This is a genomic window from Bacillus sp. NEAU-242-2, from assembly GCF_027853835.1.
In the GTDB taxonomy this organism is placed as follows: Bacteria; Bacillota; Bacilli; order Bacillales; family Bacillaceae; genus Bacillus; species Bacillus velezensis.
In genome coordinates this window covers 36124-51543 of sequence record NZ_JAPNNY010000004.1, presented here as the reverse complement: position 1 = coordinate 51543, position 15420 = coordinate 36124, and the positions used below count along the sequence as shown (strand labels likewise).

At 42.3% G+C, this 15420-nt stretch carries 20 protein-coding genes and 1 other RNA gene; 13 read left to right on the top strand and 8 right to left on the bottom strand.

Annotated elements, in window-relative coordinates; genetic code table 11:
* Positions 1 to 100 precede the first annotated feature (100 nt).
* The 4 genes from ssrS to OWN49_RS13410 all read left to right on the top strand — a co-directional run bounded on the left by ssrS (position 101) and on the right by OWN49_RS13410 (position 3834).
* Positions 101 to 286: non-coding RNA, 6S RNA (gene ssrS, locus OWN49_RS13425), on the top strand.
* A 107-nt stretch (positions 287 to 393) separates the two neighbouring features.
* Complete coding sequence (gene recQ / locus OWN49_RS13420; protein ID WP_003153793.1) at positions 394 to 2172, top strand: DNA helicase RecQ; 1779 nt, start codon at positions 394 to 396, stop codon at positions 2170 to 2172.
* 235 nt (positions 2173 to 2407) lie between these two features.
* Entirely contained in the window at positions 2408 to 3280 is an 873-nt protein-coding gene (locus tag OWN49_RS13415; protein ID WP_003153795.1) for a 3D domain-containing protein, read from the top strand.
* 161 nt (positions 3281 to 3441) lie between these two features.
* On the top strand, positions 3442 to 3834 hold the full coding sequence (locus tag OWN49_RS13410) for a hypothetical protein (protein WP_172615152.1): 393 nt from the start codon (positions 3442 to 3444) through the stop codon (positions 3832 to 3834).
* Between the two features lie 31 nt (positions 3835 to 3865).
* On the opposite strand, the gene OWN49_RS13405 is transcribed toward OWN49_RS13410, so the two are convergent.
* The gene (locus OWN49_RS13405) at positions 3866 to 4843 is read right to left on the bottom strand and encodes a S66 family peptidase (protein WP_077722447.1); all 978 of its coding nucleotides are present in this window, start codon (positions 4841 to 4843) and stop codon (positions 3866 to 3868) included.
* A 63-nt stretch (positions 4844 to 4906) separates the two neighbouring features.
* Positions 4907 to 5410 (bottom strand): N-acetyltransferase, encoded by a 504-nt coding sequence (locus OWN49_RS13400; RefSeq protein WP_014305189.1) that lies wholly within the window; start codon positions 5408 to 5410, stop codon positions 4907 to 4909.
* 188 nt (positions 5411 to 5598) lie between these two features.
* Between OWN49_RS13400 and OWN49_RS13395 the strand changes: the two genes are divergently transcribed.
* Both OWN49_RS13395 and OWN49_RS13390 read left to right on the top strand, forming a co-directional pair.
* Positions 5599 to 6381 carry a VLRF1 family aeRF1-type release factor gene (locus tag OWN49_RS13395; protein WP_176283368.1) on the top strand — a complete coding sequence of 261 codons (783 nt, stop codon included), beginning with the start codon at positions 5599 to 5601 and terminating at the stop codon, positions 6379 to 6381.
* A gap of 144 nt (positions 6382 to 6525) precedes the next feature.
* Entirely contained in the window at positions 6526 to 7062 is a 537-nt protein-coding gene (locus OWN49_RS13390) for a DUF420 domain-containing protein (protein ID WP_003153801.1), read from the top strand.
* 64 nt (positions 7063 to 7126) lie between these two features.
* Here OWN49_RS13390 and OWN49_RS13385 read toward each other — a convergent pair whose 3' ends face one another.
* Entirely contained in the window at positions 7127 to 7792 is a 666-nt protein-coding gene (locus OWN49_RS13385; protein ID WP_003153802.1) for a lysozyme family protein, read from the bottom strand.
* 191 nt (positions 7793 to 7983) lie between these two features.
* On the opposite strand from OWN49_RS13385, the gene czrA reads away from it, so the two are divergent.
* Positions 7984 to 8316, top strand: a complete 333-nt coding sequence (czrA, locus tag OWN49_RS13380; RefSeq protein ID WP_007407993.1) for a Zn(II)-responsive metalloregulatory transcriptional repressor CzrA — start codon at positions 7984 to 7986, stop codon at positions 8314 to 8316.
* Positions 8317 to 8345: 29 nt separating this feature from the next.
* Here czrA and OWN49_RS13375 read toward each other — a convergent pair whose 3' ends face one another.
* The gene (locus tag OWN49_RS13375; protein WP_025852285.1) at positions 8346 to 8867 is read right to left on the bottom strand and encodes a hypothetical protein; all 522 of its coding nucleotides are present in this window, start codon (positions 8865 to 8867) and stop codon (positions 8346 to 8348) included.
* Positions 8868 to 9090: 223 nt separating this feature from the next.
* Here OWN49_RS13375 and OWN49_RS13370 point away from each other — a divergent pair, with 223 nt between their 5' ends.
* The 4 genes from OWN49_RS13370 to csaA all read left to right on the top strand — a co-directional run bounded on the left by OWN49_RS13370 (position 9091) and on the right by csaA (position 11538).
* Positions 9091 to 9810: an MBL fold metallo-hydrolase gene (locus OWN49_RS13370; RefSeq protein WP_025852283.1), complete on the top strand. Its 720-nt coding sequence runs from the start codon at positions 9091 to 9093 to the stop codon at positions 9808 to 9810.
* Complete coding sequence (locus OWN49_RS13365; protein WP_094246854.1) at positions 9810 to 10376, top strand: TetR/AcrR family transcriptional regulator; 567 nt, start codon at positions 9810 to 9812, stop codon at positions 10374 to 10376. Before OWN49_RS13370 ends, OWN49_RS13365 begins: the two co-directional genes overlap by 1 nt.
* Positions 10377 to 10426: 50 nt before the next feature.
* Positions 10427 to 11137, top strand: a complete 711-nt coding sequence (locus tag OWN49_RS13360) for an AraC family transcriptional regulator (RefSeq protein WP_094246855.1) — start codon at positions 10427 to 10429, stop codon at positions 11135 to 11137.
* 68 nt (positions 11138 to 11205) lie between these two features.
* Positions 11206 to 11538: a chaperone CsaA gene (csaA, locus tag OWN49_RS13355; protein ID WP_094246856.1), complete on the top strand. Its 333-nt coding sequence runs from the start codon at positions 11206 to 11208 to the stop codon at positions 11536 to 11538.
* 599 nt (positions 11539 to 12137) lie between these two features.
* On the opposite strand, the gene OWN49_RS13350 is transcribed toward csaA, so the two are convergent.
* Positions 12138 to 12494: a winged helix-turn-helix transcriptional regulator gene (locus OWN49_RS13350; RefSeq protein ID WP_014417586.1), complete on the bottom strand. Its 357-nt coding sequence runs from the start codon at positions 12492 to 12494 to the stop codon at positions 12138 to 12140.
* A gap of 168 nt (positions 12495 to 12662) precedes the next feature.
* On the opposite strand from OWN49_RS13350, the gene OWN49_RS13345 reads away from it, so the two are divergent.
* Positions 12663 to 13409, top strand: coding sequence for an SDR family NAD(P)-dependent oxidoreductase (locus OWN49_RS13345; RefSeq protein WP_070081958.1), 747 nt, complete (start codon positions 12663 to 12665; stop codon positions 13407 to 13409).
* 382 nt (positions 13410 to 13791) lie between these two features.
* Here the strand turns inward: OWN49_RS13345 and OWN49_RS13340 are convergent, their stop codons facing one another.
* Positions 13792 to 14073, bottom strand: coding sequence for a hypothetical protein (locus tag OWN49_RS13340; protein ID WP_102422266.1), 282 nt, complete (start codon positions 14071 to 14073; stop codon positions 13792 to 13794).
* On the bottom strand, positions 14066 to 14644 hold the full coding sequence (locus tag OWN49_RS13335; RefSeq protein WP_176283367.1) for a MarR family winged helix-turn-helix transcriptional regulator: 579 nt from the start codon (positions 14642 to 14644) through the stop codon (positions 14066 to 14068). The genes OWN49_RS13340 and OWN49_RS13335 overlap by 8 nt, the downstream gene beginning before the upstream one ends.
* 198 nt (positions 14645 to 14842) lie before the next feature.
* Here OWN49_RS13335 and OWN49_RS13330 point away from each other — a divergent pair, with 198 nt between their 5' ends.
* Positions 14843 to 15058: a hypothetical protein gene (locus OWN49_RS13330; RefSeq protein WP_176283366.1), complete on the top strand. Its 216-nt coding sequence runs from the start codon at positions 14843 to 14845 to the stop codon at positions 15056 to 15058.
* Between the two features lie 43 nt (positions 15059 to 15101).
* On the opposite strand, the gene OWN49_RS13325 is transcribed toward OWN49_RS13330, so the two are convergent.
* Positions 15102 to 15386 carry a hypothetical protein gene (locus OWN49_RS13325; protein WP_176283365.1) on the bottom strand — a complete coding sequence of 95 codons (285 nt, stop codon included), beginning with the start codon at positions 15384 to 15386 and terminating at the stop codon, positions 15102 to 15104.
* Between the last annotated feature and the right edge of the window lie 34 nt (positions 15387 to 15420).

Genomic DNA, 15420 nt, shown 5'->3' with positions numbered 1-15420 from the left:
CAATTTTTATATAGAATAAAGCATTTTTTACAAAGAAAAAAGGTTTTCTGTAAAAGAATTAACCCTCTTGCCAAAATACGACTGATGGTGTAGGATATAAGAGAAGCTACATTGTTCGTATTGTTAATTAAGTTTTAACCTTTAAGCTGTAATAGGGAGTTTTATATCGAAGCCGGAATGTCATGCCTCCATTGCAGAGGACGACAGGAACGCTTCTGCAAACACCCACTTTGAGGAGTGGTGGTTTAAAACTTTCTTACTTGCGTACGGCATACGTAGCGAAAGCCATTTCCCTTGCGGAGATGGCTTTTTATTTTGAATTGCCCTTGAGCAGCGTACTTTATCATTATGATAAAATGAAAGAATCAAAGACAAAGTGAGGTTTTACAACATATGCTGGATAAAGCCCAATCCCTTCTGGCGCATTATTTTGGCTACGACAGTCTTCGCGCGGGCCAAAAGCAGGCGATACAATCAGTTGCAGAGGAGAGAAAAAACACGGTCTGCATTATGCCGACGGGGGGCGGAAAATCAATCTGCTATCAGATTCCCGCACTGCTGTTTGAAGGAACCACAATCGTTATTTCCCCTCTTATTTCTTTAATGAAAGATCAAGTGGACGCGCTTGAAGAAGCGGGTATCGCGGCAGCTTATATTAACAGCACCCAGACAAGCCGTGACATTCATGAGCGTCTGACCGGTTTGAAACAAGGGGCTTACCGGCTCTTTTACATCACACCGGAGCGTTTGACTTCTTCTGAATTCATTCACATCCTGCAGAATATTACGGTTCCTCTTGTCGCCATTGACGAAGCTCACTGTATATCGCAATGGGGACATGATTTCAGGCCGAGTTACCGGAATATCGAAATCCTTTTTAATGAATTAAAAGAACCGCCCGTCATCATCGCATTAACGGCGACGGCTACGCCTGAGGTTCATGATGACATCTGTAAGCAGCTTCATATTAAGAAAGAACAAACTGTATATACCGGTTTTGCCAGAGAGAATTTAACGTTTAAAGTAGTAAAGGGCGAAAACAAAGACCGGTTTATCGAGCGGTACCTCGAAAAAAATAAACACGAAGCCGGCATTATATATACAGCGACAAGAAAAGAAACCGACCGTTTATATGAGAAATTAAAACGCAGCGGCATCAATGCCGGCCGTTATCACGGCGGATTGGCGGATGATGACAGAAAAGACCAGCAGGAGCGGTTTCTTAACGATCAGATACAAGTGATGGTAGCTACGTCCGCTTTCGGAATGGGAATCGATAAGAGCAACATCAGGTTTGTTTTACACGCGCAGATCCCGAAAGATATGGAGAGCTATTACCAGGAAGCCGGACGGGCCGGGCGCGACGGCCTTAACAGCGAGTGTGTGCTCTTGTTTTCGCCGCAGGATATTATGGTGCAGCGTTTTTTAATAGACCAATCGGCCGCCGGAGAAGAAAAACAAAAGCAGGATCTCAAAAAACTGAGACAGATGGTGGATTACTGTCATACGGAAGATTGCCTGCAGCGGTTTATTCTGAAGTATTTCGGCGAGAATGAGGCGGAAGCTTGCGAAGCATGCGGCAATTGCACTGATACAAGGACCGCCCATGACGTCACAAAAGAAGCGCAGATGGTATTGTCATGCATCATCAGAATGAATGAGCGCTTCGGAAAAACGATGGTGGCGCAGGTGCTTAGCGGGTCTAAAAATAAAAAAGTGCTGGAAAACGGCTTCAGCAGTCTGTCCACTTACGGCATTATGAAGCATCAATCCGCAGCGGAAATCAGTGATTTTATCGAATTCCTTATTTCAGATGAATATATCAGAATGGCGGACGGCACATTTCCGACGCTTATGGTCACCCAAAAAGGCAGGGACGTTCTGCTTGGAAAAAGCGCAGTCGCGAGAAAAGAAGCCTTACAGGCCGCCGCAGTTACCGAAAATGACGAATTATTTGAGCTTCTCCGGCGTCTCCGCAAAGAGATTGCAGCTGAACAGGGTGTGCCTCCATTTGTCGTGTTCTCAGATCAGACGTTAAAAGAAATGTCGGCGAAACTTCCGAAAACAGATCAGGATCTTCTTTCCGTAAAAGGGGTCGGGGAACAAAAAAGATTGAAATACGGAGCGGTTTTTTTAGAAGAAATCCGAAATTATGTAAGAGAAACAGAGTGAAAAAAAGTTTTTTTAGAAATTTGCACATTGTGTTTTTCATTGGCGCCGGAAAAATCAGAAGCTTGAAAACCCTTGCTGTATCAAGGTTTCAGCAAGACTTACCAAGCGAGAGAAATGTTTCATGTAAAGGAACTGTAATCTAATTCAAATCGTTTTGTTATTGAACTGACATTTTCATATGTTACGATATCACCTGTTAGCCGCCAATAAAAAGCTAACAAGGGAGGATTTACTTATGAAGAAGACGATTATGTCCTTTGTCGCAGTTGCAGCAATTTCAACAACTGCATTTGGAGCTCACGCTTCTGCTAAAGAAATCACGGTGCAAAAGGGTGACACGCTCTGGGGGATCTCGCAAAAAAACGGAGTGAACCTAAAGGACTTAAAAGAATGGAATCAGTTATCTTCTGATTTAATTATTGAAGGAGAGAAACTGACTATTTCTTCAGTAGAAACAACCACATCTGGGCAGTACACAGTGAAGCAGGGCGACAGCCTCTGGAAAATTGCTCAGAAATTCGGAACATCAGTCGGCAATCTGAAAAGCTTGAATAACTTGCAATCAGATATAATTTACGCAGGCACAACGTTAAATGTGAAAGGTCAGGCTCAGGCTGCACAGCCGGCTCAAGAAGCCAGCCAGCCGCAAACTGAACAAAAACCAGCTGCTGAGACAGAACAGCCGAAACAGGAAGCTGTCAAAAACGAGCAGCCTAAACAAGAACCTGTTCAAGAACAACAACAACCTAAACAAGAAGCGAAGGCTGTCGAAGCAAAACAGCAGCCTGTTCAATCAAATACAAACCAACAAGAGCCTAAAAAGCAGCTGACAATGACTGCAACTGCTTACTCTGCTAACGACGGCGGCATTTCCGGTGTAACGGCAACCGGTGTTGACTTAAACAAAAACCCTGATGCAAAAGTCATCGCGGTAGACCCTAGTGTCATTCCGCTTGGCTCTAAGGTTTATGTTGAAGGTTACGGAGTGGCAACAGCAGCAGATACAGGCGGCGCAATTAAAGGAAATAAAATTGACGTATTTGTTGCAAAGAAAAGTGACGCTAACAACTGGGGCGTCAGAACTGTAAATGTTAAAGTATTAGACTAGTTTCATATAGAGATGAAGAACACAAGGCGAAATGCTTTGTGTTCTTTTTTTCTTCCCTTTTTTGACTGTATATAATCGTTATATGCGGAAAAAGAAAAAGCGTTTCTCTAATATAATAAGGAATGGATGTGAAAACGGAATCTGAAGGGATGATGAATCTGATGGAGCCGGAATGTATATGTTTATGGAATGCCTTCACAGAATCACCAGTGTTTCAAGCAGGTATATGCACCGCTTTCGTCATTGTGCTCGTTATCGGACTGTCTATGCCTGCTGTCAGGCTGTTTCAGGCGCTTGACAGAGGGAGAGGAAGGCCAGCCGTTATTGAAAAGGTGAGAAGTACTGGCGTGATGAAGAATGGCAGGCACGAGCTTGTACTTATTTTAAACGTAAAAAACCAAGACGGAACGAATGATAAACGTGAACTGACACACGCCGTATATAATGAAGAGATCAGCCGTTTTTATGAAGGAGCTTCCGTATGGGTGACGGCAGCGGCTGGCGGACGAATTATGATCGCTCCGCGCACGCCGCGGCATAAGGCGTCAAAATAAAAAGACGGGGCGGTTTTCCCGTCTTTATGTATTAATGCCGATCAATCCATATCCGTCCGCCTTCTGAGCCGGCTTCTATCCTGCATGTTCCTCCGATCGGGAATGTCATCAAAGGGGAGGTATGGCCGAAATCAGCATTTGCGATAACAGGCATGGATGACAGTTCTTCTTTTGTACGGATGACGGTACGCAGAGCCTCCTCAGACACATTTGAAGCATGCTGGAAACGTCCGATGACAATTCCCTTCACGGCTGAAAAAGCGGGAAGATGGATGAGTGACTGCAAATCCCGGTCAAACATATGAATGTCCGACATATGATCATCTTCTATAAACAGAATCACTTGTTCCATCTCCGGAAAGTATTCCGTGCCCTGCAGAAGATTCAGCGTGCATAGATTTCCTCCGATCAGTGTTCCTTCCGCATATCCGGGTTGAATAACGAGCGGTCCCGGATTCCGATAAAAACGTCTGTCCTCCTGGTTCAAATACCATTTATCATCACTCCACTCGGATGAAGGTTTTACCTCATACGGGTTGTCAGAAGCACAGCAGGCCAAGAAAGAGTCAATCGTATAGTCCAGCCCTTTTTTCATGGCAAATGAAGAAAAATGGGGACCGGAATATGTAATAAGGCCGGTTTTTTGATATATGGCATGGCCGAGGGCGGTAATATCTGAATAGCCGCAAAGGATTTTCGGATGCCGCTTGATGTTTTCATAATCAAGATAGCGGAGCAGCTGATTTGATTGGAACCCGCCGAGTGTCGTCAAAATCGCTTTGATGTCAGGATCAGCGAAAGCTTCGTGCAGATCCCGTACACGCGATTCAATCGATGATGAATGAAATTCATTTATTTCTTTTGCATTCTCTGAAAAAGAGACACAAAAGCCCAGCTCCTCCAATTTTGTCTTCGCGGCATTTATATTTTCATCTGACATAGCGGACATGCTTGTGGCCGGAGACACAATACGAATGCCGTCGCCTTTTTTCAATTTTTCCGGATACAAAAAAACCCTCCTTAAATGGTTTAATCTATTACACCATATTAACGAGGGTTTATCTATCATTTTTTACAGGTCGACCCATTTAATGCCGCCTGATTGCGTATCATTGTCAATCCAGACATCAAATTGATGTTTTTCATAAAAATGAACGAGCCGGTCGACATGATCCCAATCACGCTTAGCGATGTCGCCCGTCACTTTCGGGATATTCTGCTCTCTGGCGATATGTTTTAAAAATTTCATGCAGATCGAGCCGTAGCCGTGGTTCGGCGGCCCTTTAATGTCCCCGATATGAATGGCATTATCATAATAAGAGGCGATCAGTGAAAAACAGCCTCTTCCCCGGTAGGCTGATTCACAATCAGTCAGCATAATCTTACATGTTTGGCCATCATCAATCGAGGAAACAATGATCCAATCGTCATTGTTCGATTGATCAATACCAAGCACTCGCGCGTCTTTTGATACATCTATCAGATTTTCCCGCATTCTGAAAATCTGAAATTCAAGTTTATGAAGCTCTTTTTCCAGCTCTTTCTGATCTCTTTCTTCTGCAGTAAACAAAATCATACTCCTTTCACAGCGTAAAAGTCTTAGTCAAACACAAGTATCCATTGTAGTAAATGATGTCTTGGTTTGTAAATGGGTTTTGCAAAAACTTTTTTAGAAAAGTCTGCCGTTTATATGTGGATTGACGTTTTTAAGGCGGTGCGGATAGGGAAAGGAACAGTGAGCAGCGGAAAAAGGAGGAATCTATAATGGCAATTGACTCACTCATCGGCAAATTGAAGTACGTAATGACGGAATCTCCTGATAAAATGCTTTCCTTATATGTAAATACGGATATGAGAAATCCGGATCAGCAGGGGGGAGAGTGGAAAATCGCCTTGAAAACCGGTTTTCGGAGATTAAAAGAGTATCTGTCTGTAAGTGATCCGGAAGAAGAAAAATCTCTCGTCCGCATCATGGAACGCGTCTATCAATATATCGATGGGCTTGGTAAAGAGATGCCGCGAAGTCTCGTATTTTTTGCATCGGGAGAAGGCGGCATCTGGGAGACGATTGAATTGCAGGTGCCTGTCGAAATACGATTTTATTGGGAAGAAACGGCTGTCCTTGATCAATTAGAACTTCTCCGTGAACAATTTCCGAGCACGGCTTTTATTCTCACCCAGCAGAATGAAGTGAAGATCATAGAAACCGTACTCGGAAAAATTGAAGGGGTGGAGCATTATCAATACGACGTCATCAATGAATCGTGGAAACCGCAGGATGTAAGCGGAAGCTCCGCATCGATGGAGGAAGACGCCGCCAAAGCCCATGTCGAAGAAAACCAAAACAGGCTGTATAAACGATTGGCTTCAAACCTAGATCAAAAGGCTGCTTCACACCAATGGGAGCGTCTCGTAATCGCAGGGGACAAAGAAACAGCCGATATTCTCGATCAGCATATGAATAAACCGATAGATCGGATCATTCCAAAAAATCTGTTGAATGAAAATGAACATAAGGTGATAGAAGAACTGTTGAAGGAAGCATAATATGACGAAAGGCCGGGTCTCAAACACCCGGTCTTTTTAGGGCTTAAGTTTGTCTAATTTCTGACGAAGCGGACGAAACCGTTGACATCAAAGCTGAATTCTCATACCATTTGGATAGTCAGTAAAATTGAGAGAGGTCATAAGATGAATCAGACAGAAAACAAACCTAAAAGTTATACCGGTATCGTGCTGACATTGACCGTTTTGATCAACGGGTTAATTGCGGTGCTGTTTTTTATGCCGAAATCGGGACAGGTCAGCATTGCCAATATTCATATTCTGCCGATGTTAAATGCCATTTTTAACAGCTTTACTTTTATCTTTTTGCTGGCAGCGCTCTTTATGATTAAGCAAAAAAATATTCAAGCGCATAAACGCTTTATTTTGGCGGCGTTTACGACGACTCTGCTGTTTTTGATCTGCTATGTCGTGTACCACTCGATAGCTGAGAATACTTTATTCGGCGGCCACGGCATTATTCGGGGGATTTATTTCTTTATTTTGATTACGCACATCTGTCTTTCCGCCGTTATCGTGCCGCTTGCGCTGTTTACGCTGATCAGAGGATTCAGCATGCAAGTGGAGCGCCACAAAAAAATCGCGAGATGGACGATGCCGCTCTGGCTGTATGTCAGTCTGACGGGTGTCATTGTATACTTAATGATCTCACCGTATTATTAAAAAAAGCCGTGCTCTGCGCGGCTTTTTTCTATTGATTGAAAAAGGCGCCTCATCAGGGCGCCTTTTACTCTTCAAGCGTTTCAAGTGTTGTTACATTTAAGGATTGTTCAACGGTTTTTGTTTTTGCTTTTACTTTTTCTGCGTACGTGTAATCACCATAGCAGTAGGGATAACGGAAATTGTCTTTGTTCCCTCCGCAAGTGTAAAGTTTCGGATTCTTTTTGACCTGCTGCTCGGAGTATTGTTTTGCCAGTTCCTCAGTATGCGATCCTCCATGTTCAGCCACAAAATCAATATAGCCGGCTCCCATGTTGTAGCTTTGTATAATCGTATCCAAGTCTACGCCTTTTTTCTTGCCTGTTTGGTACATGAGAGTGAATTGTTTGATTCCCTGTTTGATACTGGTTTGAGGGTTTTTAATCTCATTTCGCTTTAAACCCAGAGATTCTGAAGACTGCATGGGATCATTTCCTCTTCCTTTTGACTCCTGATATATCATGCCGAGTACAAGCGATGTATATTTGGTGAGTCCTTTTTCATCCAGCTCGTCTTCAACAAGCGGTTTGTAATCTGTCAGCCGTTCAAGCACGATCGGTTTGACATCAAACGGAAGACTTTTGAGCCATTCATTATTTGAAAATAACAGAATGAGGAAGAAGGAAACCATGACAAAAACACATATCATCATAAGACCCGCGGCAGCGAAACAGCCTTTTTTCTTTTTCTCCACTGTGTTTCACCCTCAATTTCAGGAGCATTATGACTTTTTCATTATGACACAGATGAATGCGCGAAACCAAGCGGAAACCCGTATTTGAAACATAAATTTAAAATAACGGTTCTTTTGTCAGGCGCAGGATGTATCTGCATCAAATGACATTTGGTATAATTGGGCTACTTGAGAAAAGAAGGGTGAGGTATATGACTGAATTTCACGAATCCGGAAACACGAATGACCCCGCTGTCGATTTAGATGAGGAAACTTTATTTTTGGTTGCCCAGACTTTTAAGGCGCTGTCTGATCCGACCAGAATCAGAATTCTCCATTTGCTGTCACAGGGTGAACATGCGGTAAATGATATCGCAGAAAAGCTGAATTTGCTGCAGTCTACCGTTTCTCATCAGCTGCGTTTTCTTAAAAATCTGCGCCTCGTCAAATCACGCAGAGAAGGAACATCCATCTATTATTCACCTGAGGATGAACATGTGTTAGATGTGCTTCAGCAAATGATTCACCATACGCGGCACGATTAAAAAACATCCCTGCTTTTTAGACAGGGATGTCAGCCGTACTGACTGTTATTGGTTTGGTCTCTGCTCGTTTTTAAAACATAAAAAGAGAAGCCGCTGTAATAAACTGCGATGAAATAAAAGATACTGATGGTCAGCGGATCGGCCCCGACCGTTTGGCTGTATGCCTCCGGATGGGTAAAGTCCGCTGTGACCCGGTATATTTCAATAACGCGATAAATAAATCTCGATAGGAATAACGTTAATAGAATAAGTTCAATCCACAGGTGAGTGCGAAAATACATTTTTCCGCGGCGTTCTTCAAAAGAAATGTTCCGTTTGGCAAACAGGACCAGAAGCCAGCCGCAAAAAGTGCCGAATATAAGATACCCGTATAAAGCCGGGTGTGTGATGCTGAAAAACGCCAGAGCGGCGGCCAGCAATGAAAATAAAATCATTCTTGTGTAAAGCCAGCGGGGTTTCAAAGGCTGAAAGCCGACGGACCGTTTCACCTTTTTATACAGAAAAAAGGCAATCATTAAGACAGGGCAGATGCTTTGAAGTGTGATATGCATGATGTGGAACTCCCCCTCCGTTGAGTAGTGTATGCTTATCCGGCTGGTTTTAGTAGTCTGATTTATTCGCAGGCTGAAAGCATCTTTTATCACAGTATGCGCGTTTCTTTTTTTGGCATGAGAGAAGCGCCCGCGCCTTTTTCAGGATTTAGACAGAAACGCTTGATAAACTAACAGCATTAGTTATAATAAAACTAATGGTATTAGTTTTAGGGGGATGTTGATGAGAATCTTACAATACGGAAGGGTTTGGCAGCTGACTTTTTTTCCAGCGCTTTTCCCGGTGAATTGTTATTTGGTTGAAGAAGAAGAAGGAGTAACCCTGATTGACGCCGGACTGCCTAACAGTCATAAAGGAATCAAACAAGCATTGCGGCAGCTTGGGAAGCCGCTGAATGACATATTACTCACCCACGCGCACGGGGACCACATCGGTTCGCTTGACTCATTAGCTGCGGAATTTCCGGATGCTTCCGTCTGTATTTCTGAGCGGGATTCTTTCTTGCTGAAAGGTGACACTTCTTTATTTGAGCATGAAGCACAAACGCCGATAAAGGGGGGAGTGCCGAAAAATGTTCAGACCGAACCTGATCGCCTGCTGAAAGGCGGCGAGCGGATCGGATCTTTACTTGTCATTCCCGCTCCCGGTCATACGCCGGGAAGCCTCGCTTTTAAAGATATGAGAAATGATATGCTGATCGTCGGAGATGCCTTTCAAGTACGGGGCGGCCTTGCTGTTTCAGGGAAGCTGAAATGGAAATTTCCGTTTCCGGCTTTTGCTACGTGGAATAAAGAAGAAGCTGTAAAAACAGCAAGAACGCTTATCGCTCATCAACCAAGCAGTCTGGCCGCCGGACATGGAAATGTTCTCTGCAATCCCGTTGAAATGATGGCTGAGGCTGCTGAGGAAGCTGAACGAAGCCTGCCGGGAGGCCGATCATAATGTCACCGAGAGTCGGAATGAGCCTTGACATGATATTGAGAGCCGCAGCAGGTATCGCTGACGAAAAAGGGCTGAACGAAGTGACGCTTGCGGCCGTTGCAAAGTCCTTAAACGTAAAACCGCCTTCCCTTTACAATTTTGTCAATGGCCTTCAAGGAATTAAAACAGAGCTGGCTGTCTCCGGTTTAACTATGTTATATGAAAAAATGGCGGCCTCTGCAGAAGGACTGACGGGTGAAACGGCTTTGCTCGCTCTTGCCGATGCCTATATCAATTTCGCCGAAGCCAATCCCGGATTATATGACGCAACATTTCAAAAGATAAAAGACGGCCGGATTGAGAATCTGTCAAGCCTGCTTGTAGAGCTTGTTGTCAGGCAGCTGACAGCTAACGGTTATGCACAGTCTGACACTGCGATTCATGCTGCGAGAGGACTGAGGAGTCTTCTTCACGGATTTGCCGTGTTGAGAAAACAGAGTGCATTTGAATTAACCGAATCAATTAAAGAAAGCCGGAAGTTTGCAGTTGTTGCTTTCCTAAGAGGTTTACAGATGAGGGGACAATAATATTATTATGTAAACTAAATAAAAAACGCATCATGTAAAAGGAGGGACAAATGGATTCATTACAACATATCATCTGTGAGCGGCGCACCTATTCGCATATTTTTGATTCTCATGCACACACATACTGCCAAATGCTCTTTCCGCTCGAAGGACAGCTGGACTTGGAGACAGAAAGACGTGAAATCAGATTAAAACCTGATCAAATGCTGTATATTCCGCCCGGGCATGAACATCGGTTCCGTTCTTTGGAGCGAAATGAATGTCTTGTTCTCGACATACCGGCATATTTTTTCAAAGGTTCATTTGACCCCGGCGTACTGAATAAGCTTGATCCTTTTTGGACATCGATTCGGTTTCTGCTGACAGAAGAGACAAAGCAGCAGTCGGCTCATTCATTGAGTCTGCTTGCAGAATATATTGCTGAAAAGATACAAGAAAACCGTACGAATGATTCAATTGCGTATATCCGCCGAAATCTCTCAAAGACTTTTTCAATTAAAGAGCTTGCCGCAATGGAACATTACCACCCGGCGTATTATTCCGACTGGTTTAAAAAGCAGACGGGGAAAAGCCCGCAAGCTTATATTGCTGAGCTCCGTATGAAGAAAGCGGAACAAATGCTTATTGAAACAAAATGCCGGCTGACAGACATCAGTCAGGAGGTCGGCTTTCAAAATTTGTCTTCCTTTACCAGATGGTTTGTCAGACATAAGGGAATAACGCCGCGCGTCTTCCGAAACACCTTTCAATCTGATAAATAATCCTGAAAATCGGTTAAATAAACTGCGTCTTTTTTTGATATCATGATTGTAAAAAAGGAGTTTTTGATATGGCAGTCATCGAAGATTTTATCAAGCTCGATCTCAGAATAGGAACGGTCGTAAAAGCGGAAGTATTCCCGGAAGCAAAGGTGCCGGCTATTAAGATGACAATAGATTTCGGCGAAGAGATCGGCATGAAACAATCAAGCGCCCAGATTACAAAACGGTACGAACCGGATGATCTGACGGGCAGGCAGGTTACCGCTATTGTCAACTTTCCGCCGCGGCGGATCGCCGGATTTAAGTCAGAAGTTCTCGTTCTCGGCGGCATCCCGGAAAAAGGAGACGTTGTCCTGCTTACGCCAGAGCAGACAGTACCGAACGGAACGAAAATCGGATAATAAAAAAAGACGTTTGCAGAAGCAAACGTCTTTTGCGTATTGAGGCGATACACCACACGCCACATTCGTGTGTGCCGCAAGGGCATGTGCATCGGCTTACACAATTCAGCTCATCGCTATATGAATATAGCATGCCGGGTGTGGAAATGCAAGAGATTTTTTAATATATGTTATATCTGGCTTTGTTTTGCCGATCCCCGATTCCTTCGTGTAAGGTTTCGTTTGAAATTTTATGATCTTGAATAAAGCAGTTCGAGAAATGCAAGAGGGAATTTGAGCAAATTGTGACCTGAAGTGTGACCTGGAATTAAAATCCGGGTCTTTTTGTGTAAAAAATGCATGCGAAGAGACCATATAGGCATTAAATGTTATTACTGATGTCTTCATTTATCTTTTTGCTAAGTTTCTGAACCTTCTCTTTAACATTTGAAACAGCTCTTTTTTGAATTTCATCAAAGTTCTCCTGAATATAGTCCATGACACTTCTTATTAGAACTTCACTTTCAAAATTGAATATCTCATTTATTTCTGACTGTTCTTCATCTGTCAGGTGATGGTATTGAAGTTGTTTAGCATTTACTTCAGCAGCTACATCAATCCTAACTTAGTTGTTCTGGCTGTACAATTTCATATTCACCTTCTGCATACTCTTGCTCCGCATAATGGCCTCCCCATTGACAGAGCTCCTGCAAGATAGGTTTAAGAGATTCTCCAAGTTCAGTGGATGAATATTCAACCTTCGGCGGTACTTGATTATACATCTTTCTGCTCACAAGTCCACTGGCTTCAAGCTCTCTAAGTGTTTGAATCAGCATTTTCTGAGTTATATTTGGGATAATGCGTTTTAATTCACTCGTTCTCTTTGGTCCATTCATTAAAAAGTATAATACAAGACCTTTCCATTTTCCGCCAATAACTTCCTTTGTCACTTCAAACCCACAGCTAAATTTTTTCATGTCTAAAGCTCTCCATTCCACATTTATTACTTTTTAGTTACTATATCACAAAAAAGTGGGTACTTCCGATAATGTGCTTACTGAAGGATACTATATCTTGTAAGTTGTTCTTCAAGTACTTAAAGGTACTAGACATAAAATAAAATTAATTCTAAAGGAGTGTTAAGTATGGGTAAATTTGAAGGTAAAATAGCGCTTGTAACGGGTGGAACAAGTGGGATTGGTCTTGCTGCAGCACAAAAATTTGTAAACGAAGGTGCATATGTTTATATCACGGGACGTAGACAAAACGAACTTGATAAAGCTGTTAACCAAATTGGCAAGAACGTAACCGGTGTTCAAGGTGATATTTCTAAGCTTGAAGACTTAGACAAACTATATGACATGATAAAGCAGGAAAAAGGTAAGTTGGACATTCTTTTTGCTAATGCGGGCACCGGCAGCTTCCTTCCATTAGGTGAAATTACTGAAGAGCAGGTTGATAGAACGTTCGGCATTAACGTTAAAGGAACCATCTTTACTGTTCAAAAAGCGTTATCACTATTCCCGGACAAAGTAGGTTCTATTATTGTAACGGGCTCTACTGCTGGATCAATTGGCAACCCAGCGTTTAGTGTATATGGAGCATCTAAAGCAGCATTAAGAGCACTAGTTCGCAACTGGATTCTTGACCTAAAAGATACTGAAATCCGTGTAAATGTGGTTAGTCCAGGAGCTATTCTTACACCTGCCTACGATGAGCTTTTTGGTGATGCACTTGAAGAAGTAATGGAAAATAGCAGAAATACTGTTCCAGCTGGAAAAGTTGGGACACCTGAAGAAGTAGCAAACGCTGTATCTTTCCTTGCTTCAGACGAAAGCAGTTACTTGACGGGTGTTGAATTGTTCGTAGATGGCGGGCTAGCACAGGTATAATTTCACTGCGCAGAGATTACAAATCGTCCCCAAAAAAGGTTAATGGGGATTTACTTGAAGAAGTCGTTTTCCTTAAAGGACAGGGAATTCGACTTTTTATGTTTGAATTTGATTAAGGTTGTAAATTCGCATTTTCCTGGGCTACCACTAAATGACCTGTAAAAAAGATTACTTTGTGAATAAATGTTCTTAAAGTAACGGGAAGGAGAATGTCCAGTTGTTATTTGGAGTGAATTCGGTGGCTATAAAGAACTTAATTCTGCGCATTTTATAAAGTTCTTTTATGAAAGATTTCATGAGATGAAAGAAAATCGGGAAGAAGATGAAGACTGGGACGATTAATAAAAGAAAGCTCTCTTTTAGAGAGCTTTTTTTTAGGTTTTCAATTTTTAACAGGCTTTATAATGAGCAAACAGGCATTACTCAAAATACTCGCCGCGCCTATCCAAAGCAGCCATTGTGTTCCGGTCAGCCATGAGGCAGTTAGGATAAAGAGTCCAATGGCAATTGATATATAATTGCCGGCTCGGTCCAGTTTACGGTTGCAATGAATTTTATATTTAGTGTGAGAAATAAATTGATCAATTTTATCTTTCAGCTCATAGCATTTTTCCTTCATCTTATCCTCTGTTTCTTTTACTTTTCGATAAAGCATATTATTCATCGTCTGCACTCCCATATCTCCGTTTTGAAAATTCAGCCATGATTTTTTCTTCATAGTCATCTGAGATGAATCGTGCCTGGTCTTCAACTTTCAAATGTGCTTTTTCTTCAAAACCATCCTGTTCTTCACCATCAAAACGATAAAGTTTTTGCAATAGCCTCCAGAATGTTTCAACTTCTTCAGTTGTGAACTCATGAAACATATCCGCTAAAAAATAGGTGGATCTTTCTGAACAGGAAATTAACGCTTTTTTTCCTTCAGGGGTAATCTCAATATTGATTGCACGTTTATCCAGTTTGCTTGGCACCGTGTGAACATATCCTTTTTTCGCGAGGCTTGAAATTAATTTGTTAGCGGTTTGTTTTGTTGTGCCCAGCTTTTTAGCGATATTCATAAGTGTGGCATCTTCCGTCGGTAAATGGGCAATAGCAATAAGAGCCATATGCTGTCGGGAAGTTAACATTTCTAAGTATTCGTCCCCCCGAGTCTGCACCTTATTGACAACCGAAAATAATGATGCGTAACTTTGTTGTATAAAATGCAGTTCCTTCATTAGTAATTTAATATCCATAAATTATCTCCCATCTAAATTGTCACCATGTTGACAATTACAATATACATCACAAAGGGAAATAAGTCAACATGGTGACTAATAGGGACGGGTACGGCTGTTTTCAAAAATGTCACAGGCAGTCGGAGTGTTTACAAAAGGGGAAATAAGTATAATAAATGCGAAAAGGCATTAATTCAAAGTGAGAAGGTGTTTGACATGCAGAAAGTGAACTGGTATGAATGGTTCAATAAACAAGATGAAAAAGACGGGCGTTTAATGGCGCTCCTTCGTCATGAGCTTACATATGAGGAAGTCATACGGTTATATAAGAAAGGGTTTTATTTGAAATCTAAAGAAGGGGATGTTTCGTTACGTAAGAACGATATCTGTCGTATGTTTGGGGTTGAAGAGAGGCAGGGCGGCAAATCTTAATGAACGGGAAGAGAAAAACTCTTCCCGCTTTTCATAGCAGCTGTTATTCTTTTTCCAGCATGGAAGTCAGCCATTCTCTTAATGCCGTCTTCTGCACATACCGCTTTCCGTTTCTCGTGATATGCGGAATGTCAGAGGTGTCAGGCACGATTTGTTTCGCTTCTTCCTTGGTTACTCCTAAATAATAACCAATATAATAGTGTAAATCTTTTTCTTTAATGAGAATGTGGTCAGTGTGTTCATGAGGATCAGATGATTTAAAGTTTTTCAATCCGTCTCCTATGAAATATCCGGCTAAAGCGATTCCGATGCCGGTAATGATATCCATACAGCAACCTCCAATAAACGTAATCATTTTTTAT